The sequence below is a fragment of the Myxosarcina sp. GI1 genome (assembly GCF_000756305.1).
Taxonomy (GTDB): Bacteria; Cyanobacteriota; Cyanobacteriia; order Cyanobacteriales; family Xenococcaceae; genus Myxosarcina.
In genome coordinates this window covers 19,158-44,933 of the sequence record NZ_JRFE01000028.1, presented here as the reverse complement: position 1 = coordinate 44,933, position 25,776 = coordinate 19,158, and the positions used below count along the sequence as shown (strand labels likewise).

Here is a 25,776-nt window from a genome sequence, read left to right as displayed (position 1 = left end):
AGTCAAGTTTCAGTCGAATACCACTAATTCTACTCAAACTACAATTTTTTGATTAAGAACAAAGCGGCGCGAGACTTTTTCTCAAATATACTAACCTTCTATTTTTTATTATGTATTGTGATTGGCATTTTGCCCGCGATTCTTAACTAAAAAAGATCGATGTGTCTTTTTTAAACTCAAACAGAAAATCGAGCAGAATTTTCTGGTGGATAGAACCTAATGCTTTTTCTTGTCGCGCTCGTTTAGAATAACAACGTCCGCGTCGAATATCTTCTATACTGACTAGATCTAAATCCCATCCCTCATTTAATTCCAAACTGCTTAAATCTACTGACAGTGGTGCGTGAAAAATATGGCGAACTATCTTACTGTCTTGGTAGCAGCGAAACTCTTTCAGTCGCTCGGCAGAATAATTAATTTCTTCTAGCAACTCTCTTTTAAGCCCCACATTTGGAGCTTCTTCTGGCTCCAGGTGTCCGCCAAAAAGTCCCCACACTCCTGGATAATAAATATTGGGAATATTATCTCTCAACTGCATTAAAAATTTGCCATTTTGATAGAGAATCGCCATTGCTACAGAAATAGGGGCAGCGATCGCTTTATAGTTATTAGCCGAATAATAATTCATATAGCCGAACTAGTTTTATCTCTTGTAGCAAGTAGTTATTATTCGCTTCTATGCTAGCTAGCAGAATAAACAGTGTAAAGCTAACGCTCACCAGCCCCTAATCGCACCTTTAGGTCTATTCTTCTTCCGAATCGCGATTGATTTCAGCTACTGAGTTAGCAGAAACCGCTACTCCCATAGCTAATTTTTCTTTAACCTGTTGTTCGATAGTATTAGCAAGTTCTTCATTTTCTATTAAATACTTGACCGTATTGTCTCTACCCTGACCGATATTTTCACCGTCATAGCTATACCAAGCACCCTTACGCACGACGACATCTGCATCTTCAGCCAAGTCTAACAAACATCCCAGACGAGAGATTCCCTGTCCGAAAATAATATCGAATTCAGCAATCCGAAACGGAGGAGCGACTTTATTTTTTGCTACTTTAACTTTGGCTCGAATACCATATTCGCCTTCGCTCCCTTTTTTCAAAGTTTGAATGCGTCGAATATCCAGGCGTACAGAAGCATAAAATTTGAGTGCCGTACCACCAGTTGTTACTTCGGGGTTGCCATAACTGATGCCAATTTTTTGTCTTAGCTGGTTGAGAAAAATTACCGTCGAGCCAGATTTACCAATATTACCCGCAATTTTTCGCAGTGCTTTACTCATTAACCGCGCCTGCAAACCAACTTGAGTATCGCCCATTTCCCCTTCAATTTCAGCGCGAGGTGTTAGAGCTGCTACCGAGTCTACTACGACTAAATCTACTGCTGCCGATCGCACAAGCTGATCGACTATTTCTAATGCTGACTCTCCATTGTCTGGTTGTGCTACCAGCAAGTTTTCAATATCGACTCCTAAAGCAGCTGAGTAAGTAGGATCGAGAGCATGTTCGGCATCGACAAAAGCGGCTACGCCACCTTGTTTTTGAGTTTCGGCAATGGCATGTAGAGCCAGAGTGGTTTTACCAGAACTTTCTGGACCGTAAATTTCAATTACTCTGCCTCTGGGTAAACCACCACCCAGGGCAACATCTAACGTTAATGCGCCGCTGGGTATAGTTTCTACTCTCATCTGAGCGGCATCACCCAAGCGCATAATCGCGCCTTTACCAAAATTGCGCTCGATTTGTTTTAAGACTAAATTTAAAGCTTTTTCTTTATCGGGATTGCTAGAAATGTTTACGCTGGTTGCCATAAATGCCTCTATTATTAAATTTTTAAATAACCTTAGAAATAGCTGCCCTTATTTGGTGCGCCAATTTCACTTCTATCTTAGGTCTAATTGTTCTGATTTCGTTTGGCTGCTTAGAAAAGTTTGGCTGACGCTTTGAGATTATGCCACAAAACGATACCACGGCTCTGTAATCGTAGAATACAGTAAGCACAAGTGCCGTTAGCTGACAGATTACGCCAGCCCAACTTCTTTATGATACTAACGTATTAACCCAATTGGGTATTAATAAAATATGTAGATTTTATAGTAATTCTCGATTGAATAAGATCTATTTCAATCGAGTTATGAAACAGGGAACAAGCAACAGGCATTTATGACGGAAGCTCGGCAAGTCAGACTACGTAAGACACCGATTGACAAATAGCGAACCTCTCTGTGTGAGGTTTCTTCAGACGCGAACACAGCGCGAACGCGCAAGCGGCACCAGCCCCTGTGTTCGCCTGCATCGCAAAGCGATGGCGAGTCGCAGAGCGCGACTGACGGAGCAAGAAGCATAGTTCCCTAACTTGCCACAATTGGTTGCCACTTTTCAAAATCGCGAGTATAACAGCATAGACAACCTATAGCTTTTGCTAGTTAGCTTAATTCGCGCTGCTTGTTTTGCCGTGCGAATTAAGCTGCTGCGACTAATTTATTGCTGCGATTGAGGAACTGTTTTTAGTGATAGCGATTAAAATTATCAGTCCCACCCCAGGACCAAATACTACCGAACAAATTTTGGAGATTATTCAGGCACATAGCACTGGTATTACTATAAAACAAATTAGCGATCGCGTTCAACGTCCCATATCGATGATTCAAGTTTGTTTAAAAAACTTAATCTCTGCCAAGCAAATCTACGCTCGCCAAAACAAAATGGGTGTAGGCTCGATTTATTATCCTCGGCAACAAAAATAGACGGCATTGCATCATAAGAGGATGGCTGAGATTAAGCAGAGGAGCAGAGAAAAATTTTAAGCAATATGAATTATCGTAAGCAGCTATTTATCTTGGCGATCGCTCTAGGAATTTTCTTGTCTTTTAGCATTGATAGTTTATCTCAGTCAAAACTTCCGACGTCAACAGCTATTCATTACGATGTTTACGAGCGATCGCAACAAACAATTCATGCCGTTACTATTCCTCATGACAGTAATTATCGGTTAGTACCTTCGGTAGTAGGTGAATTGCAGGGTATTAAAGAATTTGCCGAAAAATATAATGCGATCGCAGCTATCAATGGCGGTTATTTCGATCCCGTAAATTACAAAACCACTTCTTATATCGTTCGGGATGGAAAATTAGTCTCCGATCCTCGTACCAATGAAAGACTAATTGATAACCCCGATTTGCAACCATATTTGGGCAAAATCTTAAATAGAGTTGAGTTGCGTCAGTATCTCTGTCAGGAAGAGGTAAATTACGATATAGTCTTACATTCGGTTCCCGTTCCCGATAATTGCACTCTTAAGGCTGCCTTGGGAGGTGGTCCTGGTTTGTTACCCCAAGATACTTCTGTAGCTGAAGGCTTTATTGCTTACCAGGATAAAGAAATAATTCGCGATGCGATCGGTAGTAATAGTCTTAATGCTAGAAGTGCAGTAGGAATTACTCCTGAAGGCGATCTTATTTTAGTAATGGTGGCACAGCAGTCGCAGCTACCCAGTAACTCAGGAATGTCTCTACCAGACCTAGCCGATTTTATGTCTACTTTAGGAGTAACTAAAGCCATGAATCTCGATGGCGGTAGTTCATCGGCTCTGTATTATGACGGGCAAACCTTTTATGGCAAAGTAGACTCGGAAGGGAATAGAGTCGAGCGTCAAATCAAATCGGTTTTACTAATTTACTAATAAAGTAAGAGCAAATGTCAGGTAAGCGAGCCAAACTCATGGTTTGTGGAGTCTTTTACCCAATAATGCTTGCAGCAGTTAATTTTAAGCTAAAGGCTAAAAGCTTTTTGATAAAGTATAAGTAAAAATTTCTCGAACAGTATGAAGTTAAAGCAATCTCGCTAAATCAAAGCATACAATAAATAAAAGCAAACTATAGTTAAGATTATATAAATCCGCACCCAGGCTGTAAATATGTCTGGGTGTTATTATTTTTAACCAAATACAGCACTTATCGGTCGTATATGACCCACTTCGGTCTGGTTAGGCACTAGGCACTAAGCACTAAATGGTTTAAAATTTTTGTCTGAGCCAACTTGGTACCAAACTGAGCGGCGACCTCTTAAAGGGTACTCTTCGAGAAGGCTACGCCAACGTTAGTTGCTGCACAAGGCAGAGCCTGACGGCTCAAAGCCGCCTAGCGGCGTTTGGAAGCTTTGCTTCCTGCGCTTGAAGTCGCGCCGCAAGAAGCGACGCTTGCACGCTTTTGCGTGCTGCGGGGAAACCACCAAGACCGCACTAACTCCGCGGAGGAAAACTCCGCATGGGAACGCGCCGCTGTTGATGTGAAAACCGCTGTATATTCTTTTATATTCATTAACTGCAAAAATCAAGAAGAAAGCTTTTGCTGTTGTGTTTGAAGAAGAAAAGAAAGCTGAAGACAAGTAATTGTAGTCATTCCAATTAATTTCCGTATGGTCAACTAGCTTGTTGTTAGTGGTTAGTAGTTAGGGGAGCCGACGCATATGGCGACGTTGTTAGTAAGGTTAAAGCTAATTCAATCTCAGTGACTCATACCTCTGGTTTCTTTTAGGAATGACTATAGTATTGCGAACAATTCGATCTAGAGTCGTTTGTCTGCCACTTTAAGATAGTACGATTACAGTAAAAGAGCCTATAAAAACAAATTTATGCTCACTTCTACCAAAGAACTTCTAGAAACAGCCCAAAAACATTCCTACGCTATTGGTGCTTTTAACTTGTATAATCTCGAAGGAGCTAAAGCAGTTGTCAATGCTGCCGAAGCCGAAAATAGCCCCGCCATAATTCAAATTCTGCCTCATGTACTGGATTACGGCGGTTCTGCTTTGGTTGCACTATTTTTAGAAGCAGCAGACTCTGCAAAAGTACCGATGTCAGTCCACTTAGATCATTGTGGCGATCGCAGCATGATTAAAACGGCTTTAGAAGCAGGTGTTACATCGGTTTTAGCCGATGGTTCCGAACTTTCTTTTCAAGATAATCTGGCTTTTACCAGCGAAATGACCGATCTAGCTCACGCTAAGGGAGCAACAGTCGAAGCAGAAGTAGGCAGAATTAGCGGCACAGAAGACGGAATGACCGTTGCCCAAAAAGAAGCTAAAATGACCAATCCTCAACAAGCAAAAGAATTTGTAGCCGAATCTGGAGTAGATTTTCTCGCTGTCACCATCGGTAATGTTCACGGCAAGTATCACGGCGAACCGCAATTAGATTTCGATCGTCTTGCCAAGATTCGCCAACAACTCCAGATTCCTTTGGTGTTACACGGTGCCTCTGGTTTACCTGCAAAAATGATTCGACAGTCGATCGAACTGGGGATTTGCAAGTTTAACGTCAATACCGAAGTGCGGAAAAAATATCTCCAGTTTTGGCGCGAGTACGGAAGAAAAGAATCTCAAATCGATCTCTTAGATTGTCAAAAGGCGGCAACGGCGGCGATGCAAGAGGTAATTGCCGAAAAGATCGGGTTGTTTGGTAGTGCTGGCAAAGCTTGACTATCGCAGCAAGTAGCAAGTAGCAAGTAGCGAGTAAAAAATTTTTACTCTTGCCTTTTGCATCGCGGCGCGTTCCCTTGCGCCGTCTTACGGCGCGGGGTCGCCACTCCTTTTGTCTAACAAAACCGATTAATGTCCTAACCTACTAACGTAATGCTATAGTTTTCTACATTCGCTGTTCGATTAGCTCGATCGCCCGAGTGACTTGTTCGGGAAATATTACTACCAAACTATCTTTTTCTGCTCCCTCTAACCCCAAGTTAATTGCTTCTACCTCATTAAGTACGGTTTCGTAACTAGCATTGGGGTTCTCTTGATAGATACCTTTGGCTATTAGATCGGCTGCTTCCCCTGTTTTTCTGCCTCTAGAATCGTCATCTTCCTTGATAATAATGCGATTGAAAATTTGCGCTGCAATTCTACCAAGTAAAATCAAGTCTTCATCGCGGCGATCGCCAGGTCCACCAACTACGCCAATTCTCGTGCCTTCCCAGTTACGAACAAAATCTCCTACTGCTTCATATCCATGAGGGTTATGAGCGTAATCTACCAAAGCATGATAGTCTCCAACATCAAACAGATTCATTCTGCCTGGAGTTTGGTTTGCTGAAGGCTTGAAGGTACGAACGCCGCGTCGAATGGTTTCGATATCTACCCCTTGGACAAAAGCTGCCAAACAACCTGCCAGCGCATTAGCGATCATAAACGGTGCCATACCGCCCATAGTCATCGGTACTTTCACTGCTTTCTCCACTCTTAGAGTCCAGTTACCTTCTAGAATTGAAAGATAGCCATTTTCGTAGACTGCTGCCAGACCGTTACGACGGGTACTTTCGGCAATAAGTGGATTGTCGGGATTTAGAGAAAAATAAGCTACTTTACATTTAACCTGCTGCGCCATAGCTGCCACTAAAGGATCGTCAGCATTGAGAATGGCGTAACCATCGGGCTTTACGGTTTCGGGAACTACGCTTTTTACCCTTGCCATCTGTTCGATGGTATCGATGCCTCCCAAACCCAGGTGATCTGCTGCTACATTGAGTACGATGGCGATATCGCAGCGATCGAAAGCCAACCCAGAGCGCAAAATACCTCCTCTAGCGGTTTCTAGTACCGCTACCTCTACAGTGGGGTCTTTTAAAATCATGCCCGCACTATAAGGACCTGTGTTATCCCCTTTTTCCACCAAATAATTTTGAATATAAACGCCATCGGTAGTGGTATAACCAGTAATTTTTCCTGTCTGACGATAAATATGTGCTGTCAATCGGGTAGTAGTTGTTTTGCCATTGGTTCCCGTAATGGCAATAATTGGAATTCGACTGGGTTTATCGGGGGGAAACAACATATCCAGTACCGATGCGCCTACATTACGTGGCAATCCGCGACTGGGAGCGGCGTGCATTCTAAAACCTGGAGCGGCATTGACTTCGACAATAACTCCGTCTACCTGACGCAGGGGCTTACTAATGTCAGGAGTCACCATATCGATGCCCGCAATATCCAAACCAATTATTTTGGCAACCCTTTGAGCGAGCCAAATATTTTCGGGATGAATTTCATCGGTACGATCTACGGCAATACCACCCGTACTGAGATTGGCGGTATCACGTAAATAAGCGGTTTCTCCTTCGGGTAAAATGCGATCTAAACTATAACCCTGTTTTTCTAATACCGCTTCGGAAGTTTTATCGATCGCAATTTTAGTCAAGACATTATCGTGTCCCTCTCCTCGGTCGGGATTGCGGTTGGTAATTTCAATTAGTTCTTTAATGGTAGAGCGACCATCACCAACTACATGAGCGGGAATTCTTTCTGATACTGCCACTACTTTGCCATTAATTACCAAAACTCGATGATCGCTACCTCGATAGAAGCGTTCGACGATGACCGACCGCGTTTTAGAAGCCGCGCTAGCGAGATCGTAAGCTGCTTCTGCTTCATGCCAGCTATTAATATCAATAGTAATACCGCGCCCGTGATTGCCATCTAAGGGTTTAATAACAATAGGATAGCCACCAACGTCGTCAATTGCCGTTTCTAGCTCGTCTAGATATTGAATTACTGTGCCTCGCGGTACGGGAACTCCCGCATCGCCTAACATAGTTTTCGTTCCTTCTTTGTCACAAGCCAATTCTACAGCTAAAATTCCTGTATTTTGACTCAAGGTAGCCTGGATACGCTTTTGATGAATACCATACCCCAATTGCAGCATGGCTCTGGCACTCAACCACATCCAGGGAATTTTTCTAGCTTCGGCTTCTTTAATGATTGTTTCTGTTGAAGGACCGAGAGCGGTATTGGCTTTTAGATCTTTGAGATCGGCTAAATCTTGTGCTAATTCTGCTGCTGGATAGGTTCCCGTTTCTACTATAGATTTACACAGTCTGACTGCCGCTCGTCCTGCATAGCGACCTGCTTGCTCTTCGACATACTCAAAAACTACATTAAAAGTTCCTGGTGTTGAAGTTTCTCTGGTACGACCAAAGCCTACAGGCATCCCTGCTAATTCTTGTAGTTCTAATGCTACGTGTTCGACAATATGTCCCATCAGAGTCCCCTCACGAACTCTTTCTAAAAATCCCCCTCGATAACCGCGAGAGCAGTAATGCTCTATGGTGCCAGGTAAAACTTCTACTAAACCTTCATAGAAACCTGGAATTTCATTAGAGGGTTTCTCTGTCAATTCTTCCAGGTCGAGCAGCATCAAAATTAGCTTGTGTCGCCGAATGCTCCAATAGTTAGGTCCACGTAAGGTCTGGGTTTTCAAAATTTTCATGGTTAATTTCTCGTTCGATTCGGAGGCACAAAACAGCTATTCTGACTATTAGTCGCAGCGAGCTTCATCTTAAAACGACGAAGTAATCTGTGACTTAATAAGTTTCTCTTTTCTTGAAATCGGCTAACTGTTCTTCACGAACAATTTAGGAGTTTTTCATCGTGTTTTAAAAACTAGTAAAGGGTTGATGTTTTTGCAAGTCGTAGCGATCGCCATGAGCTAATACGTGTAGTTTTAAGTTGTGAATACTTAATGGTTCGCTACCTAAAGCTTGCGGTTGGTTAGTGTATGACAATTGACGGGCATCGATAATTGTCACCGTTCCCCTACCAAGAATTTGGATGGTATTGTCAGATTCAAACATGGCACAGGTATCTTCATCAATACCGATGCCGAGTAAGTTAGGATGTGAGGCAACTGCACTCAATAATCTTGCCAGACGATTGCGAGCATAAAAGTGTTGATCGACCAAAACTTCAGGAATAATGCTCAAACCCATTGCGAGATCTACTAGAGCGCGATTGGGAAATTCACCACTACTACCGCCAGCAATCATGTGTTCTCCCATTACTGCCGCTCCCGCACTAGTTCCTGCCAAACTTATTTCTTGTTTCTGCGATCGCTCGACAATACGGTTCATTAAAGGGGTTTCTGCCAGCAAGCCGCAGAGACGTAACTGATCGCCACCAGTCAAAAAAATTCCCGTACACTCATTTACAAACTTTAAATAGCCCGAATCTTCTCCTCCAGAGCGTTCGCGTACATCTAAAATCCTAACTTCTTTCGCTCTCATATCGCTAAATATCCGTTGGTAGCGATCGCCAATTAAAGTTGGCTCCCTTGAGGCACAGGGAACAATACCGATAACTGCTTCCGAACCTCCAGAACGATTTAAAAAAGTTTGTAATATTTCTCGCCCATGTATTTTGTCTTCAGCACCACCAATTACTAAAATGGCGTTTTTGGTTGATTGAGCAAAAGCAGTTATCTGAGTTTTTATTTCTGTATTAAACATAATTGGGCTTACAGACAAAAATCATTCTATATTAGTTGGTAATAACAAAAATAATAGTGTTAATCTAGCTAGTTCTTAAAATTAAAAAATCTTTTTATTGTTGAATTTATAACAATTAATATTTATCACCAAACATTATAGAGTTAAATAGTAAAGTTTGTTGAGATCGATTTTATTCGAGTTTGCTTATTGTATAAAATTTATGAGATTTTTGCATCGCTTTGTTTGGGAAAAACTTAATATACGATTGAAAATCGATACATTCGTTTGAATGACGATATCGCTCGATCTTATAAAACCTCAATCTTCGGTCATCATTCTTTAAAATACCGTGCAGTTTGATATCATTACTTTATTTCCTGAATTTTTCACCTCTCCCTTACAGACTAGTTTATTGGGAAGAGCGATTACCTCTGGCATTGCTACTGTTAATTTTACTAATCCTCGCGATTTTGCTACAGACAAACACCGTCGAGTCGATGACGAACCTTATGGTGGAGGAGTGGGCATGTTGCTCAAACCAGAACCTATTTTTAGTGCTGTAGAATCTTTAAAAATCTTACCGCAGACAGAGATTATTTTAATGACTCCCCAGGGCGAACCGCTCAACCAACCTTTGCTGAAAAAACTAGCTCGTCACCAACAGCTAGTTATAATTTGCGGACACTACGAAGGAGTTGATGAAAGAGTGCGCCAAAACCTGGTTACTAAAGAAATATCTTTGGGAGATTTTGTGTTAACCTGTGGCGAGATACCAGCTTTGGCTTTGATTAATGGTGTAGTCAGGCTGTTGCCAGGAACCGTTGGTAAAGAAGAATCACTCAAAACTGAAAGTTTTGAAACCGAACTGCTTGATTATCCTCAATATACCAGACCTGCTAATTTTCGCGGTTGGGAAGTCCCACAGATTTTGCGTTCGGGAAATCATCAGGCGATCGCCGAATGGCGCGAACGAGAAAGACTCAAGCGAACTAAGCAACGTCGCCCTGATTTGTGGCAAAAGTGGCAAGATCGCGAATGAAAGACTATAAATTAAATTTAGACAGAACTGACGATACAGTTTAAAAGATATTCAAGCTATAGGTAGACAAAAACGAAAGATACTGCCTTTACCTGGTTCGCTTTCTACTTCAATGACTCCACCTTGTAACTCTACCAGTCTTCGAGCGATCGCCAGCCCGATTCCCGTGCCTCCCGAATGACTGGAACGAGAGCGATCGGCGCGCCAAAAACGTTCAAAGACATAGGGTAAATCTTCTTTAGCAATACCTACTCCCGTATCGATAACTGCTACCCAAATATGTCGATTGTCCTGACAGGCTTTGACTGTAATCGTTCCCGTTTCGGTATAGCGAATGGCATTACCCAACAAATTAACTAATATTTGTTCGATACGGTCGAGATCGCCTAAAACTGGCGGTAAGTCGGAAGGACAATCGAGTTTTAAAGTAGGTCCTTCTTCTAGTAACTGATCGGCAAATCTCTCAACCAGGGAAGACAATAGAGGATACAGTTTGACCGAACGTAAATTAATCGATAGATAGCCTGCTTCGGCTTTAGAAAGTTCTTGTAAATCGCGAATTAATCTTTCCAAACGTCTAGTTTCTCTAACCAGACGCGAGTACATCTCTGGCGTACCCTCTAGTTTGCCATCAGCCAATTCTTCTAAATAACCGCGCATTACAGTTAGAGGGGTACGTAATTCGTGAGTGAGATCGCTAATTAATTCTCTACGTCTCTGTTCGACATTCCCCAAACTACTGGCCATAGAATTAAAGCTAACGCTGAGTTGGTTTAGTTCTGGGATTTGATTTTCTGGAACTCGTTCTTCTAAATCTCCTGCGGCAAACTTTTGCGTAATTTGTTTCATTTGCTTGACGGGTTGAGTAATGCGGCTAGAAAGTAGATAGCTCAATCCTGCAGCCGTACCTCCCCCAACAATTACTGAGACGATCGCACTACGATTCCAGGCATTTTCAAATCCCTCTACCAAATAGGTACGAGCAGAACGAACTGTAAATAAACCTCTTTTTTCTAATTGTTCTAAACGCAAAACAAACATTCGCGGTGAAGAAAATTTAGCGATCGCCACAAAGCTACCCAATCCCACCATCATGACTAAAAGGTGAGAAAAAAACAGACGAGTTCCCAAGCTTAATTTTGGCATTTATTGCCTTTTAGTTATTTTTGTATTTTGTACCAATTATCTCAAGCAATCGGTCGAATTTGCAGCAAAGTAATAGTGCGGAGCGGAATTTCAGCTAACCTATAATACTTAATGATAAAAAAAGACCTATGCCAGGAGAAAATTCAAAAGGTACAGCTTGCACTCCATTCAATGTGTCTCCTACTAGTTGAAAATCACTACTATTGTTAGCGTATGGAGTATAAGTGCTAGCACTACTGTAGACAGGATAATTTCCTTGAGCAGCAGTCAATTCTAATGAAGCTATTCCAGTATGCTCAAAGAAAATTAATTCTAGGTCGTGAGAACCAGTAGATAAATTAGTCGTTCCCCAGCGATCGGCATCAGGATGTAGAGCATTATCAACAATAACATCAGCACCGTCTATACGAAGGCGCACGCCGTCATCAGAATTAGTTAAAAATGTCCAATCACCCGCAGTATTTACTATTAGTTCAGATGTTACTCGAACAGCAAAATTTTCAACATTGGATACGAGAGGAATACCTGGAAAAGCATTGTTTTCACTGTAATTCCCTCAAGGCTGACCATATCCTGCATTACTTAAATTGATAGTATCGTAAGTTCCCGTTGCCGTACTACTATTACCATCAATTAAGGCATCAGCATCTTCCAAACTATCGACGGCAGTAGACGAGTTGAAAAAATCTACGGTAAAAGCATTTGCTTCTTCAGCAAAACTCAAACTAATTGCAAAAACAATTAATAGTAATACATTGTAAGATGTTTTGCTATTCACAAGAAATATATTAAGTTCAACTTCAAAATCTTGATTCTCCGCCCATTTGTAAACGAATAGTTTCGCCCAATCTTATGTAATGAATATAAATAATAATAAAAGTTAATTTAATTTTTCCCCAAATACTTTTTAGATTTCGATCGCCAAGAGTTTTTCTAATTGCCGATCTAACTGGCGGTTTTATTTTTAGTTTGAGAGGACGGCGATCGTTCCAGTCAAAAGTTCCTCCTGTAGTCCTAATAGCTTTTTTAACTAACTGAGCTACAGAATTTCTAGCTGGATGTGAAATCCTGACTTCATCAGCATAAATTATAGGATAACCATAAGCAAAAACTCGCTGACCCCAATTAGCATCGCCCCCAGATTTTAGTCGAGCATTAAACAAACCTACTTCTTTAAAAATCTGTTTGAAGGTAAAGAGATTTGCAGTTGCTCCATAGTGATGCTTTTCTACGTAGTCTTGCTGTTTTAAGTGACAAATTTTATCAAAAACTTCTGCTGCTGTAGGACGGTTGGTATTTTTAAAAAAAATATCTATTCTACCTGCAAATACAGCATAATCTGTTGAAGATAAAAGGCGTTTTACTCCTTTTTCTAACCAGTCGGCAGCAGGAATACAATCGGAGTCTGTAAAAGCTATTAGTTCTCCTTTAGCAATTTTAATTCCTTGGTTACGAGCAGCATAAGAACCTCGTCGTGTTTCTGTAGTTAAAACTACTCGATCGAAACAGGCGACAATCTCAGCAATACTTTCTTCTGAAGCATTATCTACAACAATAACTTCGTATAATTCTTGAGGGTAAGTTTGATTTTCTAAAGCTGTCAAACATAACTTCAGTCTCTCGCGATCGTTATAGACTGGAATAATCACCGAAACAAATTTTGCGACAATATTATTCATGTTTTTGCCAATCAAGCGAGCTAAACGATCGGTAAAATTATAATTAAACTCGATTTAATTTATCTCAGTGTTATTACCGATCTTTTTTAGTTTATAAACTTCTTTAAGTGTTCGTAATTAAGTTATCGATATTACTACAGAATTGTAATACGAATTACAAATTAATAGTTTAAAGTTCTTCGGGTTTTATCCTAATTCAAATAGCGAATACAAGTTAAATTGTAAGCTGTAAAGCTATAAAATAAACTACTAGTGTCTTTATTTTTTCATCTGGATATTATGAAACTATTAATAATAAAATTTTTTGCTCTAAGCATAGTTTTATTGTGTGGTATTAGATTAACAATCGTAATTTGAAATTTTGGTAGACTGTCAAGCAAAAAACCGTCCGATTGAAAGCAAATAATCGAACGGCAATATATTAAAAAATCAATTGATTCTGGTCGGTCGCCTATGACTCTCTATTCAAGTATCTTTGTAATTGAGTAAGAGCAACCGCTCCAATATTAAAAATAGCCCAACTAGCGGCGACTGCAATCGGTGCAACGACAATGAGAACACGCCAATCCATAAAAGTTTTTCCTCCCAAGAACGATCGATTTTATATTAAAGGTTTATGAATGCATGAATGGTAAGCACGCATAGTATATATATAAATGTACCAGCTTTTACGATCGATTTTAAAATTCCGTCTGGGCAAAGCAGGTCAGAGGTTATATGAGGCTTACTCCAAATTTGTTAACTTAAATCTAGGTCTGTTTTTTTACCCGCGTGAACTAAAGCCAGATCGGCATAGTGTCGAGCGTGTTCTAATAGTTCTTCAGCTTGGGCAGCAGAAACATCTTTAATTTTTTTGGCAGGTACACCAACAAAAAGCGATCGCGGCGGAACATCTTTAGTGACTACACTGCCAGCACCAATAATACTTTCTGCTCCTACCGTTACCCCATTTAAAACGATCGCGCCAATACCAATTAAGCATCCACGTTCGATATGTGCCGAGTGAATGACCGCTCGATGTCCTACGGTAACGTAATCTTCCAATATAGTTGGTTCCCCAGGATCTCCGTGTAAAATTGCGCCATCTTGAACGTTAGTGTACTCACCGATGATAATTCGTTCGACATCGGCTCTAACTACTGCACCGTACCAAATGCTAGAGTTTTTTGCTACAGAAACATCACCCATAACCGTAGCGTTTGTGGCTACGAAAGCTGCGGTTGAAAGCTCGGGATGTCTCCAAGATGAATGATTGGTATCAATAGAAGTGCGGTCCATAACGATATACTTATAAATACCTATATTTATTTATTATTTTTTGAATAACTATTCCGCTTGACATTGAAGCGTGATATAAGCTGAAAGAAAAACTTAGTTTGAACAATGAACCTTAGTTTACAATATCCCATATTCGGCTCGGAAATTTCTTGTCCACACTGCCGTAAAACTATACCCGCTTTGACCTTAACCGACACTTATCTTTGTAGTCGTCATGGTGCTTTTGAAGCCGATCCCAAAACCAAAGAATTGGTACATTTACCATCGGGAAGGCGTTGGCGACTTTGGCAAGACTGTTGGTATCGTCAACACACCCATCCAGACGGAATTCGTTTTGAAATTCACGAAGCTTTGGATCGGCTATATACGGAAGGGTATCGGGCTACTAAAGTAATTATTGCCAATCGCTACCGAGACTTAGTAAGTTCTTATTTAGAACGCGCTCATCCCTGGCGGGAAAATATAGATCGTAAAACACCAAAACTATACGGACTTCCCGTAGCTTTTAGTCCAGAGTCTCTAGACGAACCCCGTTGGGAAATAATCAATTTTTCTTTAGAAAAAGAACCAGGAGTTCCTCGTAATTATCCCTATCGTTTTTTACTCGATTAAATAATAATGCATCATGTCTCAATTCGTACGGCGAATATTCGTAGGGCGATCGCTTTTTACGAACAGTTAGGTTTTACTGTAGGCGATCGCTTTACTACAGGATATACCCTTGCCTGCTGGATGGAAGGCTTGGGAGGAAGAATCGAGCTTATTGAAATTCCTCAGCCCAAACCAGCACCCGATGCTTTTAATGATGAAAGTTATGTGGGCTATTACCATCTTTCTTTCGACCTGACAGAAATTACGACCGACTTGCCCGCTTGGTTGTCTAGTTTGCAAGCTAATTTAACCGAGGCTGCCAAAACCGATACTCAATTAGCTCGCTCGTTTAAAGTTTTATTAGAACCACAGCAGCAAATAATAGGCGATCGCCTTTACGAAGTCGCTTTTATTGCCGATACTGATGGTTTACCTCTGGAGTTTATACGGTGTTTGGAAAAAACATCGTAGTAATGGCATTTTATAAAACGCCATTACTACAAATCATGAAACGCTTTAAAATTTAAATTTTAAAAATTTTGCTCAATATTTCCTGAGAAACGTTAACATAAATTAACAACCTAGTATATTAAAAACAAAAATTGTGAGAATCGCCGCTAAATTCAAGCCACATTTTAAAAGTGTAAAAATATATATAGCGATTCTTTAATATAGATTTCATATCCTCAGCTATAGGAGGCTGTAAGAGTGAGTAAAGACAACAATAAAAAATGGCGTAATGCAGGATTGTATGTACTGCTAGCCATAGTTGTGGTGGCTTTAGGAACTGCCTTTTTAGACAGAGAACCTCAAAGCCGTCAAACTTGGGCATATAGTAAATTAATTAATGAAGTTGAAAACGGTAGAGTAGAAACCGTTAAGATTACTGCCGATCGCACTAAAGCGCAGGTAATTGACAGTGAAGGTACGCCAATTTTGGTTAACTTACCTCAAGATCGCGAATTTATCGATATCTTGAGTGAAAATGGCGTAGATATTGCCGTTTTACCCCAGAACGATGAGGGATTTTGGTTTAGAGCCTTAAGCAGCCTCTTTTTCCCAATATTGCTGTTAGCAGGACTATTTTTCTTATTGAGACGGGCGCAAAGCGGTCCTGGTTCGCAGGCGATGAACTTTGGTAAATCCAAAGCTAGAGTTCAAATGGAACCAAAAACACAAGTCACTTTTGGCGACGTTGCAGGCATCGAACAGGCAAAATTAGAACTAACCGAGGTAGTAGACTTTCTTAAAAATGCCGATCGCTTTACGGCAGTCGGTGCCAAAATTCCTAAAGGCGTATTGCTTGTAGGACCTCCAGGAACTGGTAAAACCTTACTCGCTAAAGCCGTTGCTGGCGAAGCTGGCGTACCTTTCTTCAGTATTTCTGGTTCGGAATTTGTAGAAATGTTCGTCGGTGTAGGTGCATCTCGCGTCCGCGACTTGTTCGAGCAAGCCAAATCTAATGCTCCCTGCATCGTGTTTATCGATGAAATCGATGCCGTAGGTCGTCAACGCGGTGCTGGACTTGGTGGTGGTAACGATGAGAGAGAACAAACTCTCAACCAGTTGCTGACCGAAATGGATGGTTTTGAAGGCAACACGGGAATTATTCTCATCGCTGCTACCAACCGTCCCGACGTATTAGATGCCGCTTTGCTGCGTCCAGGACGTTTTGACCGTCAGGTAGTAGTAGATCGTCCCGACTATGCAGGTCGTCAAGAAATCCTCAAAGTACACTCTCGCGGTAAGACTCTTTCTAAAGATGTCGATCTAGATAAAATTGCCCGTCGTACTCCTGGATTTACTGGTGCCGACTTGGCAAACTTACTAAATGAAGCAGCCATCTTAGCTGCACGTCGCAACCTGACCGAAATTTCGATGGATGAAGTCAACGATGCGATCGATCGGGTTTTAGCAGGTCCTGAGAAGAAAAACCGCGTGATGAGCGAAAAACGCAAAGAATTAGTAGCGTATCACGAAGCAGGTCACGCTTTAATTGGTGCTTTGATGCCAGATTACGATCCCGTACAAAAAATCAGTATTATTCCTCGCGGACGTGCGGGTGGTTTGACCTGGTTTACTCCTAGCGAAGATCGTATGGAGTCTGGTTTGTATTCCCGTTCCTATTTGCAAAACCAAATGGCGGTAGCTTTAGGCGGTCGTTTGGCAGAAGAAATTATTTATGGTGAGGAAGAAGTAACCACTGGTGCCTCTAACGATTTACAGCAGGTAACTAAGGTGGCACGCCAAATGGTCACTCGCTTTGGTATGAGCGATCGCCTGGGTCCTGTAGCTTTAGGTCGTCAAAATGGTAACGTGTTCTTGGGGCGCGATATTGCCTCCGACCGCGACTTTTCCGACGAAACAGCGGCGGCGATCGACGAAGAGGTACGTAACTTAGTAGATCAAGCCTATCGTCGTGCTAAAGAAGTGTTAGTCAAAAATCGTCATATCTTAGATCGCCTGGCAGAAATGCTAGTAGAAAAAGAAACTGTCGAAGCTGACGAGTTACAAGCAATTCTCAATGAAAATGAAGTAACAATGGCGGCATTAGCTTAGTTTTAACGACTGCATCGCTCTCGATGCGGTCATAAATAGCTTGTTTAGCAACAGCATCTTGAAAACTTAAGATGCTGTTTTTTCTTGGGATTTGGCACTCGTTATACGCTAAGCCAATAATTGCATCTTGAATTGGCTTAACAATGTTATCAACATCCATTGCAACTGAATCATAAAAATAAGTTACTTGCAACATAACAGAGCCAGTAGCTGTTTTCTGCTTTGACGACCAGTATTTATTCAGCCTCTTGCTTTACAGTTTCTTTCCAATCTTTTAAACGCTGTCGTCTGCGAGTCTGTTGAGATACTGGAGGACCATTAATTATAAACTCAAACCCTGTCAAAGTATTGCTAAAAATTAATTGAGATTTTAAAACTATCTCATATAAACAAATCACAATTATTGCAATCTTATCTTTAAGATTACAAAATTGTAATTTTAATTCTCGATCGGGGTGTTTGTAGCATCCGAATCTGTTGGAGATAACTCAGCAGCAGATGTAATAAAAATTGTAAAATAAACGACAGATATTTAATAAAGATAACTATTGATAAATTATATGAGTAAAGGAACGCTATTTGATAAAGTTTGGGATTTACATACCGTTGGTACTTTGCCTTCAGGACAAACTCAGTTATTTATCGGCTTGCATTTGATTCACGAAGTAACTAGCCCCCAGGCATTTGCCATGCTGCGCGAGCGAAATTTACAAGTCTTATTTCCCGATCGCACTATTGCTACGGTAGATCATATCGTTCCCACCGAAAATCGCCAGCGTCCTTTTGTCGATGTGTTAGCAGAAGAAATGATGCAGGCACTAGAAAATAATGCTAAAGACTACGACATTAGATTTTATAATGTCGGTTCGGGCAATCAGGGTGTGGTTCACGTTATTGCCCCCGAACAGGGATTGACTCAGCCAGGGATGACCGTTGCCTGTGGTGATTCTCACACTTCTACTCATGGTGCCTTTGGCGCGATCGCTTTTGGTATTGGTACTTCGCAAGTAAGGGATGTTCTCGCTTCTCAAACTCTGGCTCTCACTAAGTTAAAAGTCCGCAAAATTGAAATTAACGGCGATCTTGCCCCTGGCGTGTATGCCAAAGACGTAATTCTCCACGTTATTCGCAAACTAGGGGTAAAAGGTGGCGTGGGATATGCCTATGAATATGCAGGAACTACCTTTGAAGCCATGAGTATGGAAGAAAGAATGACTGTATGTAATATGTCTATTGAAGGTGGTGCGAGATGCGGCTATATCAATCCCGATCGCACTACTTTTGAATATCTTAAAGGTAGAGACTTTGCTCCTAAAGGAGCGGATTGGGATAAAGCGGTACAGTGGTGGCAGAGTATCCGCAGCGATGAAGATGCTGAATACGACGATGTAGTGACTTTTGATGCAGCAGAAATTGAACCTACAGTAACCTGGGGCATTACCCCTGGTCAAGGATTGGGAGTGAGTGAAGCTATTCCCACTACCGAAAGCCTTCCTGCTAACGAACGGGCGATCGCCGAAGAGGCATATAGCTATATGAAATTAACTCCTGGCAAACCTATAAAAGGAACTAAAGTAGACGTTTGCTTTATCGGTAGCTGTACTAATGGCAGGTTGAGCGATTTGCAAGAAGCAGCGAAAGTTGCCCAGGGCAAACGGGTAGCATCGGGAGTTAAAGCTTTTGTGGTTCCAGGTTCGGAAAGAGTCAAACAAGAAGCAGAAGCTGAAGGTTTGGATAAAGTTTTTCTCGAAGCTGGTTTTGAATGGCGCGAACCAGGCTGTTCGATGTGCTTGGCAATGAATCCCGATAAACTTCAGGGCGATCAAATTAGTGCTTCTTCTTCCAACCGCAACTTTAAGGGTCGTCAGGGTTCGGCAACTGGTAGAACCTTACTGATGAGTCCTGCAATGGTGGTAGCGGCAGCAGTAGAGGGTAAAGTTGCTGACGTGCGCGAATTAGCTGAGAGCGATCGCTATTCTGCGGTTTGAGTTGCCAACCTCAAAATAAGATAAGGGAAATGTTGTCTTACTGACTGGTTGGAATGAAGAATTAAGTTATGTTATAAAACAGAGTTCGATCGACATTTCATTTCAAAAATTGATTATAGAGGAGAATAATATGGAATCAGGAATTCCTGATGCGATTAAAACTTGGTCGCAGTTTGGACATCCAATTTTTATGTGGATCTTATTAGGTCTTACAGTTTATGCTTTGTATCTAGGCTGGCAGGTTCGCGTGACTCGCGATGCCGATAAAGAAACGCGCAAAGAGCTAGTTAAGAAAAATTTTGGTAGGAGACATCATAAAGTAGGTTCGATACTTTTAGCTTGTATGGTATTGGGCAGCATTGGCGGCATGGCGGTTACTTATATCAACAACGGTAAGCTTTTTGTCGGTCCCCATCTGCTTACAGGATTGGGTATGACTGGTCTTATTGCTACATCTGCTTCGTTAGTTCCCTTATTACAAAAAGGCAATAATTTTGCTCGCTATACCCATATTTCTTTGAATCTCATTCTTTTAGGATTATTTAGCTGGCAAGCTGTAAGCGGAATGCAAATCGTACAAAAAATTATTAGTAAAATGTAGAGTTTACTGAGATTTTAAAGATTTAACTATTGTTTTATCAAACGGACGTAAGGTTTTTAAAGTTGCTTTACGTCTTTTTTTTATTTAGTGCGCAAATATTGATAATTTTCCTGAGTTGACAGAAAAAGATATTAGAGCCTGTTTAGAGTTTGCCGCCGATCGCAATCGACGCATAGTAACTTTGGTAAGTGCAGATTGAAACTGTTATTTGACCAAAATTTGATCCGCAAACTAGTGACGCGTTTGAACGATCTTTTCTCTGAATCTAGCCATGTTCAGTTTCATCAGTTAGCAGACAAGACAGATACAGAAATATGGGAGTTTGCTAAGTTAAACGACTTCTGCATTGTGACTCAAGATGCAGACTTTGGTGAACGAAGTCAATTATACGGTTCTCCACTCAAAGTAATTTGGCTACATTAAATCACTTGTTTAAATTAAAATACTGTTTGGGATGCAATCCATGACGTGCTCTTAGTTTATATCCATCTGAATAGATAATTGCAGGCTTGGTTTCATTGTGCAATCGATCTCGGTCGTCCACAGACAACTCAATCGGGCGATCGCAAACTATACAGATGCGTTGGGCAGGATAAAACCATCCACACTCTGTAAACACTGCTTGAAGAATAGTCCAAAGCTCAGAGTCATGAACGCATTTAAGAATTGAGATGCAGAAATCAAACAAACTAAACCAACTGCTTAATTCTTCAGGCTGAACCCAGCTAGATGGATAATCCAAATTCCAAGAGCGTTTAATTATAAGAGCATTGCAAAGTTGCTTAAAAACAGTCTCGCTTAATTGGACGATTATCGACTTCCATAAGTTATCAATAGGACTTCGATCTGAGGGATATAACCCATAATTTTTACCTATCTTGCAATTTAATGATTGTCCACGGCACTTCTGCTTTACAAGTTTTCGACCAGTATAAGGACTATCGGCAAATACAACTACAGGCTCATATGCTGATTTATTGGCAGTATAAAATTGATGAATAGCTTCAGTAGCTTTTTGCCGATCGATAGGAGTAGTCTGAAAGGCTACTGCTCGCCATTTTTTGCGATAAACATCTAAAGCAGTAACTTGAAACTCACTAATAAATTGAATTTTTATGCCTAATTTTTGAACTAATAGTTTTTTTATGTCTATATCTGACTCTGATAATAGCCATTTTCGCTCGATTTTATTAGGTGGTAACTCTTGTAAAAGTATCTTTTTGATAGATTTCTTTTTTTCCTTTGTGTACCATTCAGGTCGCCACTGTTCTGGAAGAAGTTTTCCATACTGAGCAGGTAATACGACTCCACAGTAAGCGTAGACACAAAAACCATCTGAGAAAGCTAATGCAGGTTTTCCTTCTGCATGTAAACGTTGTTTAGCATCAAAATTAACATATGTTGGGTGGTCAGAAATAATACAAACTTCTTCAAATGGAAATATCCAACCACATTCTGTTAATAAAGTTTCAAAAAGTTTCCATAGTTTAACATCGTGTTCACAGTTTAAACAATTGCAAAGCCAATCTAGATAACAGCCATCACATGCCCAATATTCAGGAGCAATATAGCAATTGCTATAATTCCAAGCTTGAGTTTGGAAAGTTACCCAAGCAGGTCGCCATGCTTGTGCCCATAATACTGAAGACAAACACATATGTAATTGATGGTACAATTGCGTTTGCAACTCATAGTTTGGTTGTTGCTTGAGTTTTGCTGGATAGACTCTTACATCTGAATAGCCAGTGATTTGAAGTGTAATTTCTTCTTTCAAATGTCTTTGAAACTGCTTGCTCAAACTAAGAAAAGGAGAGTAACTCTGCCTCTCTATCAAGTTTTGCAACATAGAGGTGCCACTAAAAGGACTATCGGCAAACAATAAAATTGGGACAGCTCGATCGAGCCGCTTGTAAATCTTTTCGATTACATCTTCTGCTTTTGAGCGGTTAATTCTGTTCGTACTGGTCGCAATTCTCTTCCATTTTTCTTTGTAGCTTGAAACAAGCTTGAGTTGCTCAGATGTAGGAGAAGGAAGAGATTTAACCATATTTCGATTATTATCTTTGCTTATACTTTTTGCAATTCTAAAATTGATAATTTCGTCTCAAGATAATCGAAAAAAATAATAAGTAAACAATGCAAGCCTTTTTATCTAACCACCACTCACAGGAGGAATCAATACCACCTCATCGCTGTCTTCAAGCAAAGTATCGGCTTCAACAAATTTTAAGTTGACTCCAAAACGAGTAATATCGCGCCACTTGGCTAATTCTGGTTTTTGTTCGATTAAGTAATCTAATACCGAATCTACTGTAGTTGGTTGGGGAAAGTTTAGATTTAGTTCTGGTTTGCCAAAAACTTCTTGATAAACGGCAAATAGCTTGACTGTAATTGCTATTGATGAGTTCGATCTATCCATAAATTATTCTTCTACCTGATAGCCAAATTCCGCCAAACGCAAGCGCGACTGTCGCCATTTTGGTTCTACTTTAACAAATAACTCTAAGTATACGTTGCCCGAAATTAGCTTCTGTATTTGCTGGCGTGCAGCAGAACCGATCGCCTTGAGCATACTGCCTTTTTTACCGATGAGAATTCCTTTTTGGGAATTGCGTTCGACATTGATTGCGGCATAAACTTTAGTGATTTTTGGGGTTTCTTCGACCTTTTCGATCGCAATTGCTACTGAATGGGGAACTTCCTGTTTGGTTTGTAGTAGTATTTGTTCTCGAATTAGTTCCGCCATAATAAAGCGTTCTGGTTTATCCGTAACTAAATCGGGAGGATAGTAATATGGACCTGATTCTAAATATTCAACTAACGAGTTTTGTAAGCTGGGCGTTCCTTCCCCTGTTATTGCCGAAAACTTGACTAATGACCAGTTGCAATCGCCTATTAATTCTTTATAGCTATCATCGATAAAACTATCAGTATCCGATCGCAAATCTATTTTATTTAAGCCCAAAATTACGGGAACAGAACTATTTTTTAACAAGTCGGCTATAAAGCGATCGCCCGTTCCTGCCTTTACCGAACCATCAACGACAAATAAAATTAAATCTACAGATTCGATCGCTATTTTGGCATTTTTAACTAATACCTTACCTAATTCGTGGTGGGGTTTGTGTATTCCTGGCGTATCGACAAAAATTATTTGCGCTTTTTCTGTGGTTAAAATTCCCTGTAAACGATTGCGAGTAGTTTGAGCGACGGGAGAAGTAATAGCAACTTTTTGTCCGATCAAATGATTCATTAAAGTAGACTTACCCACATTCGGTCTACCAATAATGGCGACAAAACCAGATTTGAAACCTTCTGGCGCGATAGGAATAGTTGTTAAAAGTTCGTTCATGATTAAAGTTCTAAAATATCTAAAACGTATTCTCCTTGATTGACGCAATTATTAGTAGAAATATCGAAAACTATTCCTGAAGTTTCGGCACAAATATCAATTACTTCTGGTGGCTGCTGCTGTTTATTGAAGCTTAAAAGCTGATACAAGCGATCGCCAGCGATCGCTTTAGTTCCTAAAGGTAATCTCGCTTGAATCATACCTCCAGTAGGAGCATAGTAACTAATAATTTTATCTCTTTCTACTAAATTTACTTTTCCTGCGATCGCTGGTTCATCTAACTGCAAGATATTTTTATAAGTTAGATAATTAATAATCCCCTTAAATCCTTTGTCGATAGAATCGGGGTTCATTAACATACCAGAACCTAATTCTAAAGTCCAAGATTCAACATCAAAACGAATATCTTTACCTAATTTTTTTAGCTCTCGTTCCAATGCCAACCAGGGTTTTAAAAAAGCCTCATCAAAAGCATCTCCATCATATTCATCGAACAAAATTGCATATTCTAATAATAAATATGGAGCGGAATTTTCTCGATCTTGAAAACAAAAAGTATAGTCGATCGCTTGGTTGCTAGAACTATGAATATCAATTACATAATTAGCATCCAAACACAAAGATTGTAGTTTAATGCGATATTGTTTGCTAATTTCTAAACTACTAGGTTCTTGTAGGGCGAATATTTCTTCTTGCCAGGCGGCTAAAATTTTATCGAGATAGTTTTGTCTAATTGCTTCTGGTTTGTTATCGATTTGAGATTTAGCAAACTTTTCTAAATCTTCGCATTCTTTTTCATAATCCCAAAAAATACGATTCCAATTTTTGCCATCGTAACTATTAAATCTTCCTGTAGAAAAAAAATGCGATCGCTGATTTACACCCAAAGGATTACAGACGGGAACTAGCCAAATTTCGCCGTTAATTTGCGACTCGTCTAAATTAGATAAAAATTCAATTAGCTGATAGATAACTGCATTACCGACAATCTCTGCACCGTGTAGATTAGCTTGAATATAAGTTTTTTTACCAGGCTGCCTACCAATAAATTTATATACCTGTAACGCAATATTATCGCCAGAAGCTAGTTTGCAAAGTTCGATAGTAGAGATGTTGGGAATCATTAGACTGTATGTTTGTTCAAAGAACGAGCTATAGCAATTTTTTAGTAATCCTACTTCATTCAAGGGAATGGGCAGAAGTTTTATAAGTATTATCTGACACTAAGATTCTATTAATCTCAATTTTTTTATCAGAAGTTTTAAATGCGACATCCTATACAAATGATAAATATTCTCAATTGTATATGAAGTTGTCATAGTTTTTAGATGCTGCGGTATTTCTTATTTCTACAAAAATATTTTCGTTTTTATACCGATAATTCTAATGGTGGCTTACATTCCAAAGTTATTTTGTCACCCGATCGCGGATGAGTAAAGCCCAAGCGATAAGCGTGAAGGTAATAACCGCAGTCACTAGGAACGGGAAGTTTTTTATCCTCAGAGATTGATGAAATAAGGCGCGGTTTTCCTCCAGGTAAATACAAAGGATCGCCTAGTAAAGGAAAACCTGCTGCTGCTAAATGAATTCTGATTTGATGGGGACGACCAGTAAAAATAGTTACTTCTACTATAGTGCGATCGCTCTGACGAGACAAAACTCGGCATTCGCTACGGGCAGATTTGCCTTGAGAAGTTGCACCGTAAATGTAGCCTAAACTAGAATGGGGAATTTTGCCGATGTGATCGCTAATAATTAGATGTTGGGGAATGTCAGTACCAGACACTAAAGCTAAATATACTTTATCAATCGAATTAGTTCGCAGTTGGTGACTCAAGCTAGATTTTGCCAGGTGCGATCGCGCTAGCAGCATTATTCCTGAAGTTCCCCTTCCCAAACGATGCACTGGTACTGGTATAGGTTGTGAATATTTTTGTTGGAGTTGCCACCATAGAGTATGTTCTAAAAAACCACCTCCTGGTAGTACGGGAAGTCCTTTGGGTTTGGCGATCGCTAGTAAATCGCTATCTTCATACAGTACTGTAAAATCTAGAGGAACTGGCGGTTCGTTCCAAGGTGGACGATGATAGGCCAACTTTTGTCCTGCGGTCAATTTGGTTTCGGGAGTTGCAGGACTTTCATCGAGTAAAATCTGTCTTTTAATAATTCTTTCTCGCCATTCTTCTTTACTAGAGTGACGGTATTTGCTGTTGTAATACGATAAAATCGTTTGTCCCGCGTCGAATTTATTAACCCGTTCGCGATAAATCCAGCCTTGATTCATACCAG

At 40.4% G+C, this 25,776-nt stretch carries 25 protein-coding genes and 1 pseudogene; 10 read left to right on the top strand and 16 right to left on the bottom strand.

What is annotated here, in order from left to right:
- Positions 1 to 142: 142 nt before the first annotated feature.
- Both KV40_RS22245 and recA read right to left on the bottom strand, forming a co-directional pair.
- Positions 143 to 628, bottom strand: a complete 486-nt coding sequence (locus KV40_RS22245) for an NUDIX hydrolase (protein WP_052055831.1) — start codon at positions 626 to 628, stop codon at positions 143 to 145.
- 115 nt (positions 629 to 743) lie between these two features.
- Positions 744 to 1,811: a recombinase RecA gene (gene recA / locus KV40_RS22240; RefSeq protein ID WP_036486128.1), complete on the bottom strand. Its 1,068-nt coding sequence runs from the start codon at positions 1,809 to 1,811 to the stop codon at positions 744 to 746.
- A gap of 699 nt (positions 1,812 to 2,510) precedes the next feature.
- Here recA and KV40_RS22235 point away from each other — a divergent pair.
- The 3 genes from KV40_RS22235 to KV40_RS22225 all read left to right on the top strand — a co-directional run bounded on the left by KV40_RS22235 (position 2,511) and on the right by KV40_RS22225 (position 5,478).
- Positions 2,511 to 2,747, top strand: a complete 237-nt coding sequence (locus KV40_RS22235; RefSeq protein WP_081942911.1) for a winged helix-turn-helix transcriptional regulator — start codon at positions 2,511 to 2,513, stop codon at positions 2,745 to 2,747.
- A 65-nt stretch (positions 2,748 to 2,812) separates the two neighbouring features.
- Complete coding sequence (locus KV40_RS22230; RefSeq protein ID WP_072013869.1) at positions 2,813 to 3,682, top strand: phosphodiester glycosidase family protein; 870 nt, start codon at positions 2,813 to 2,815, stop codon at positions 3,680 to 3,682.
- A 950-nt stretch (positions 3,683 to 4,632) separates the two neighbouring features.
- A complete protein-coding gene (locus KV40_RS22225; RefSeq protein ID WP_036486126.1) occupies positions 4,633 to 5,478 on the top strand; it encodes a class II fructose-bisphosphate aldolase in 846 nt (281 codons plus the stop codon).
- Positions 5,479 to 5,644: 166 nt separating this feature from the next.
- Here the strand turns inward: KV40_RS22225 and cphA are convergent, their stop codons facing one another.
- A complete protein-coding gene (cphA, locus tag KV40_RS22220) occupies positions 5,645 to 8,257 on the bottom strand; it encodes a cyanophycin synthetase (RefSeq protein ID WP_036486124.1) in 2,613 nt (870 codons plus the stop codon).
- 166 nt (positions 8,258 to 8,423) lie between these two features.
- Positions 8,424 to 9,272 (bottom strand): cyanophycinase, encoded by an 849-nt coding sequence (locus KV40_RS22215; RefSeq protein ID WP_036486123.1) that lies wholly within the window; start codon positions 9,270 to 9,272, stop codon positions 8,424 to 8,426.
- Positions 9,273 to 9,603: 331 nt separating this feature from the next.
- Between KV40_RS22215 and trmD the strand changes: the two genes are divergently transcribed.
- Positions 9,604 to 10,293, top strand: coding sequence for a tRNA (guanosine(37)-N1)-methyltransferase TrmD (trmD, locus tag KV40_RS22210; RefSeq protein ID WP_036486122.1), 690 nt, complete (start codon positions 9,604 to 9,606; stop codon positions 10,291 to 10,293).
- A gap of 51 nt (positions 10,294 to 10,344) precedes the next feature.
- On the opposite strand, the gene KV40_RS22205 is transcribed toward trmD, so the two are convergent.
- From KV40_RS22205 to KV40_RS22180, 6 genes are all read right to left on the bottom strand, one after another.
- On the bottom strand, positions 10,345 to 11,439 hold the full coding sequence (locus tag KV40_RS22205) for a cell wall metabolism sensor histidine kinase WalK (RefSeq protein ID WP_036486121.1): 1,095 nt from the start codon (positions 11,437 to 11,439) through the stop codon (positions 10,345 to 10,347).
- Between the two features lie 94 nt (positions 11,440 to 11,533).
- Positions 11,534 to 11,962 (bottom strand): PA14 domain-containing protein, encoded by a 429-nt coding sequence (locus KV40_RS22200; protein ID WP_081942910.1) that lies wholly within the window; start codon positions 11,960 to 11,962, stop codon positions 11,534 to 11,536.
- Positions 11,963 to 11,995: 33 nt separating this feature from the next.
- On the bottom strand, positions 11,996 to 12,217 hold the full coding sequence (locus tag KV40_RS22195) for a hypothetical protein (RefSeq protein ID WP_036486119.1): 222 nt from the start codon (positions 12,215 to 12,217) through the stop codon (positions 11,996 to 11,998).
- 22 nt (positions 12,218 to 12,239) lie between these two features.
- The gene (locus KV40_RS22190) at positions 12,240 to 13,118 is read right to left on the bottom strand and encodes a glycosyltransferase family 2 protein (protein ID WP_036486118.1); all 879 of its coding nucleotides are present in this window, start codon (positions 13,116 to 13,118) and stop codon (positions 12,240 to 12,242) included.
- A gap of 451 nt (positions 13,119 to 13,569) precedes the next feature.
- Positions 13,570 to 13,689, bottom strand: a complete 120-nt coding sequence (locus KV40_RS22185) for a photosystem II protein Y (RefSeq protein WP_036486117.1) — start codon at positions 13,687 to 13,689, stop codon at positions 13,570 to 13,572.
- Between the two features lie 167 nt (positions 13,690 to 13,856).
- Positions 13,857 to 14,396 (bottom strand): gamma carbonic anhydrase family protein, encoded by a 540-nt coding sequence (locus KV40_RS22180; protein WP_036486115.1) that lies wholly within the window; start codon positions 14,394 to 14,396, stop codon positions 13,857 to 13,859.
- Between the two features lie 105 nt (positions 14,397 to 14,501).
- Between KV40_RS22180 and KV40_RS22175 the strand changes: the two genes are divergently transcribed.
- From KV40_RS22175 to ftsH3, 3 genes are all read left to right on the top strand, one after another.
- On the top strand, positions 14,502 to 15,008 hold the full coding sequence (locus KV40_RS22175; protein WP_036486113.1) for a TIGR02652 family protein: 507 nt from the start codon (positions 14,502 to 14,504) through the stop codon (positions 15,006 to 15,008).
- 6 nt (positions 15,009 to 15,014) lie between these two features.
- A complete protein-coding gene (locus tag KV40_RS22170; protein ID WP_036486111.1) occupies positions 15,015 to 15,458 on the top strand; it encodes a VOC family protein in 444 nt (147 codons plus the stop codon).
- 237 nt (positions 15,459 to 15,695) lie between these two features.
- Positions 15,696 to 17,546 carry an ATP-dependent zinc metalloprotease FtsH3 gene (ftsH3, locus tag KV40_RS22165; RefSeq protein ID WP_036486108.1) on the top strand — a complete coding sequence of 617 codons (1,851 nt, stop codon included), beginning with the start codon at positions 15,696 to 15,698 and terminating at the stop codon, positions 17,544 to 17,546.
- Here ftsH3 and KV40_RS36775 read toward each other — a convergent pair.
- Positions 17,509 to 17,742, bottom strand: coding sequence for a hypothetical protein (locus KV40_RS36775; RefSeq protein WP_253274351.1), 234 nt, complete (start codon positions 17,740 to 17,742; stop codon positions 17,509 to 17,511). The genes ftsH3 and KV40_RS36775 overlap by 38 nt on opposite strands.
- Positions 17,743 to 18,106: 364 nt before the next feature.
- Here KV40_RS36775 and leuC point away from each other — a divergent pair, with 364 nt between their 5' ends.
- The 3 genes and pseudogenes from leuC to KV40_RS22145 all read left to right on the top strand — a co-directional run.
- A complete protein-coding gene (leuC, locus tag KV40_RS22155) occupies positions 18,107 to 19,534 on the top strand; it encodes a 3-isopropylmalate dehydratase large subunit (protein WP_036486106.1) in 1,428 nt (475 codons plus the stop codon).
- A gap of 130 nt (positions 19,535 to 19,664) precedes the next feature.
- Positions 19,665 to 20,135, top strand: coding sequence for a DUF4079 domain-containing protein (locus KV40_RS22150; protein WP_036486103.1), 471 nt, complete (start codon positions 19,665 to 19,667; stop codon positions 20,133 to 20,135).
- A 195-nt stretch (positions 20,136 to 20,330) separates the two neighbouring features.
- Positions 20,331 to 20,552 (top strand): annotated as a pseudogene (locus KV40_RS22145) (DUF5615 family PIN-like protein); the annotation flags it as partial.
- Between the two features lie 7 nt (positions 20,553 to 20,559).
- Here the strand turns inward: KV40_RS22145 and KV40_RS32415 are convergent.
- From KV40_RS32415 to KV40_RS22120, 5 genes are all read right to left on the bottom strand, one after another.
- A complete protein-coding gene (locus tag KV40_RS32415; protein WP_052055830.1) occupies positions 20,560 to 22,182 on the bottom strand; it encodes a DUF6745 domain-containing protein in 1,623 nt (540 codons plus the stop codon).
- 105 nt (positions 22,183 to 22,287) lie between these two features.
- Positions 22,288 to 22,554: a MoaD/ThiS family protein gene (locus KV40_RS22135; protein ID WP_036486100.1), complete on the bottom strand. Its 267-nt coding sequence runs from the start codon at positions 22,552 to 22,554 to the stop codon at positions 22,288 to 22,290.
- A gap of 3 nt (positions 22,555 to 22,557) precedes the next feature.
- Complete coding sequence (gene era, locus KV40_RS22130) at positions 22,558 to 23,487, bottom strand: GTPase Era (protein WP_036486098.1); 930 nt, start codon at positions 23,485 to 23,487, stop codon at positions 22,558 to 22,560.
- Positions 23,488 to 23,489: 2 nt separating this feature from the next.
- Positions 23,490 to 24,611, bottom strand: a complete 1,122-nt coding sequence (locus KV40_RS22125; RefSeq protein ID WP_036486097.1) for a succinylglutamate desuccinylase/aspartoacylase family protein — start codon at positions 24,609 to 24,611, stop codon at positions 23,490 to 23,492.
- A gap of 245 nt (positions 24,612 to 24,856) precedes the next feature.
- Positions 24,857 to 25,771, bottom strand: coding sequence for an RluA family pseudouridine synthase (locus KV40_RS22120; protein ID WP_036486096.1), 915 nt, complete (start codon positions 25,769 to 25,771; stop codon positions 24,857 to 24,859).
- Positions 25,772 to 25,776: the final 5 nt, after the last annotated feature.

Coding starts and splice junctions, on each gene's coding strand:
- KV40_RS22245 (WP_052055831.1), bottom strand. CDS start 628: ATGAATTATTATTCGGCTAATAACTATAAAGCGATCGCTGCCCCTATT.
- recA (WP_036486128.1), bottom strand. CDS start 1,811: ATGGCAACCAGCGTAAACATTTCTAGCAATCCCGATAAAGAAAAAGCT.
- KV40_RS22230 (WP_072013869.1), top strand. CDS start 2,813: ATGAATTATCGTAAGCAGCTATTTATCTTGGCGATCGCTCTAGGAATT.
- KV40_RS22225 (WP_036486126.1), top strand. CDS start 4,633: ATGCTCACTTCTACCAAAGAACTTCTAGAAACAGCCCAAAAACATTCC.
- cphA (WP_036486124.1), bottom strand. CDS start 8,257: ATGAAAATTTTGAAAACCCAGACCTTACGTGGACCTAACTATTGGAGC.
- KV40_RS22215 (WP_036486123.1), bottom strand. CDS start 9,272: ATGTTTAATACAGAAATAAAAACTCAGATAACTGCTTTTGCTCAATCA.
- KV40_RS22205 (WP_036486121.1), bottom strand. CDS start 11,439: ATGCCAAAATTAAGCTTGGGAACTCGTCTGTTTTTTTCTCACCTTTTA.
- KV40_RS22190 (WP_036486118.1), bottom strand. CDS start 13,118: ATGAATAATATTGTCGCAAAATTTGTTTCGGTGATTATTCCAGTCTAT.
- KV40_RS22185 (WP_036486117.1), bottom strand. CDS start 13,689: ATGGATTGGCGTGTTCTCATTGTCGTTGCACCGATTGCAGTCGCCGCT.
- KV40_RS22180 (WP_036486115.1), bottom strand. CDS start 14,396: ATGGACCGCACTTCTATTGATACCAATCATTCATCTTGGAGACATCCC.
- KV40_RS22175 (WP_036486113.1), top strand. CDS start 14,502: ATGAACCTTAGTTTACAATATCCCATATTCGGCTCGGAAATTTCTTGT.
- KV40_RS22170 (WP_036486111.1), top strand. CDS start 15,015: ATGCATCATGTCTCAATTCGTACGGCGAATATTCGTAGGGCGATCGCT.
- KV40_RS36775 (WP_253274351.1), bottom strand. CDS start 17,742: ATGTTGCAAGTAACTTATTTTTATGATTCAGTTGCAATGGATGTTGAT.
- leuC (WP_036486106.1), top strand. CDS start 18,107: ATGAGTAAAGGAACGCTATTTGATAAAGTTTGGGATTTACATACCGTT.
- KV40_RS22150 (WP_036486103.1), top strand. CDS start 19,665: ATGGAATCAGGAATTCCTGATGCGATTAAAACTTGGTCGCAGTTTGGA.
- KV40_RS32415 (WP_052055830.1), bottom strand. CDS start 22,182: ATGGTTAAATCTCTTCCTTCTCCTACATCTGAGCAACTCAAGCTTGTT.
- KV40_RS22135 (WP_036486100.1), bottom strand. CDS start 22,554: ATGGATAGATCGAACTCATCAATAGCAATTACAGTCAAGCTATTTGCC.
- era (WP_036486098.1), bottom strand. CDS start 23,487: ATGAACGAACTTTTAACAACTATTCCTATCGCGCCAGAAGGTTTCAAA.
- KV40_RS22125 (WP_036486097.1), bottom strand. CDS start 24,611: ATGATTCCCAACATCTCTACTATCGAACTTTGCAAACTAGCTTCTGGC.
- KV40_RS22120 (WP_036486096.1), bottom strand. CDS start 25,771: ATGAATCAAGGCTGGATTTATCGCGAACGGGTTAATAAATTCGACGCG.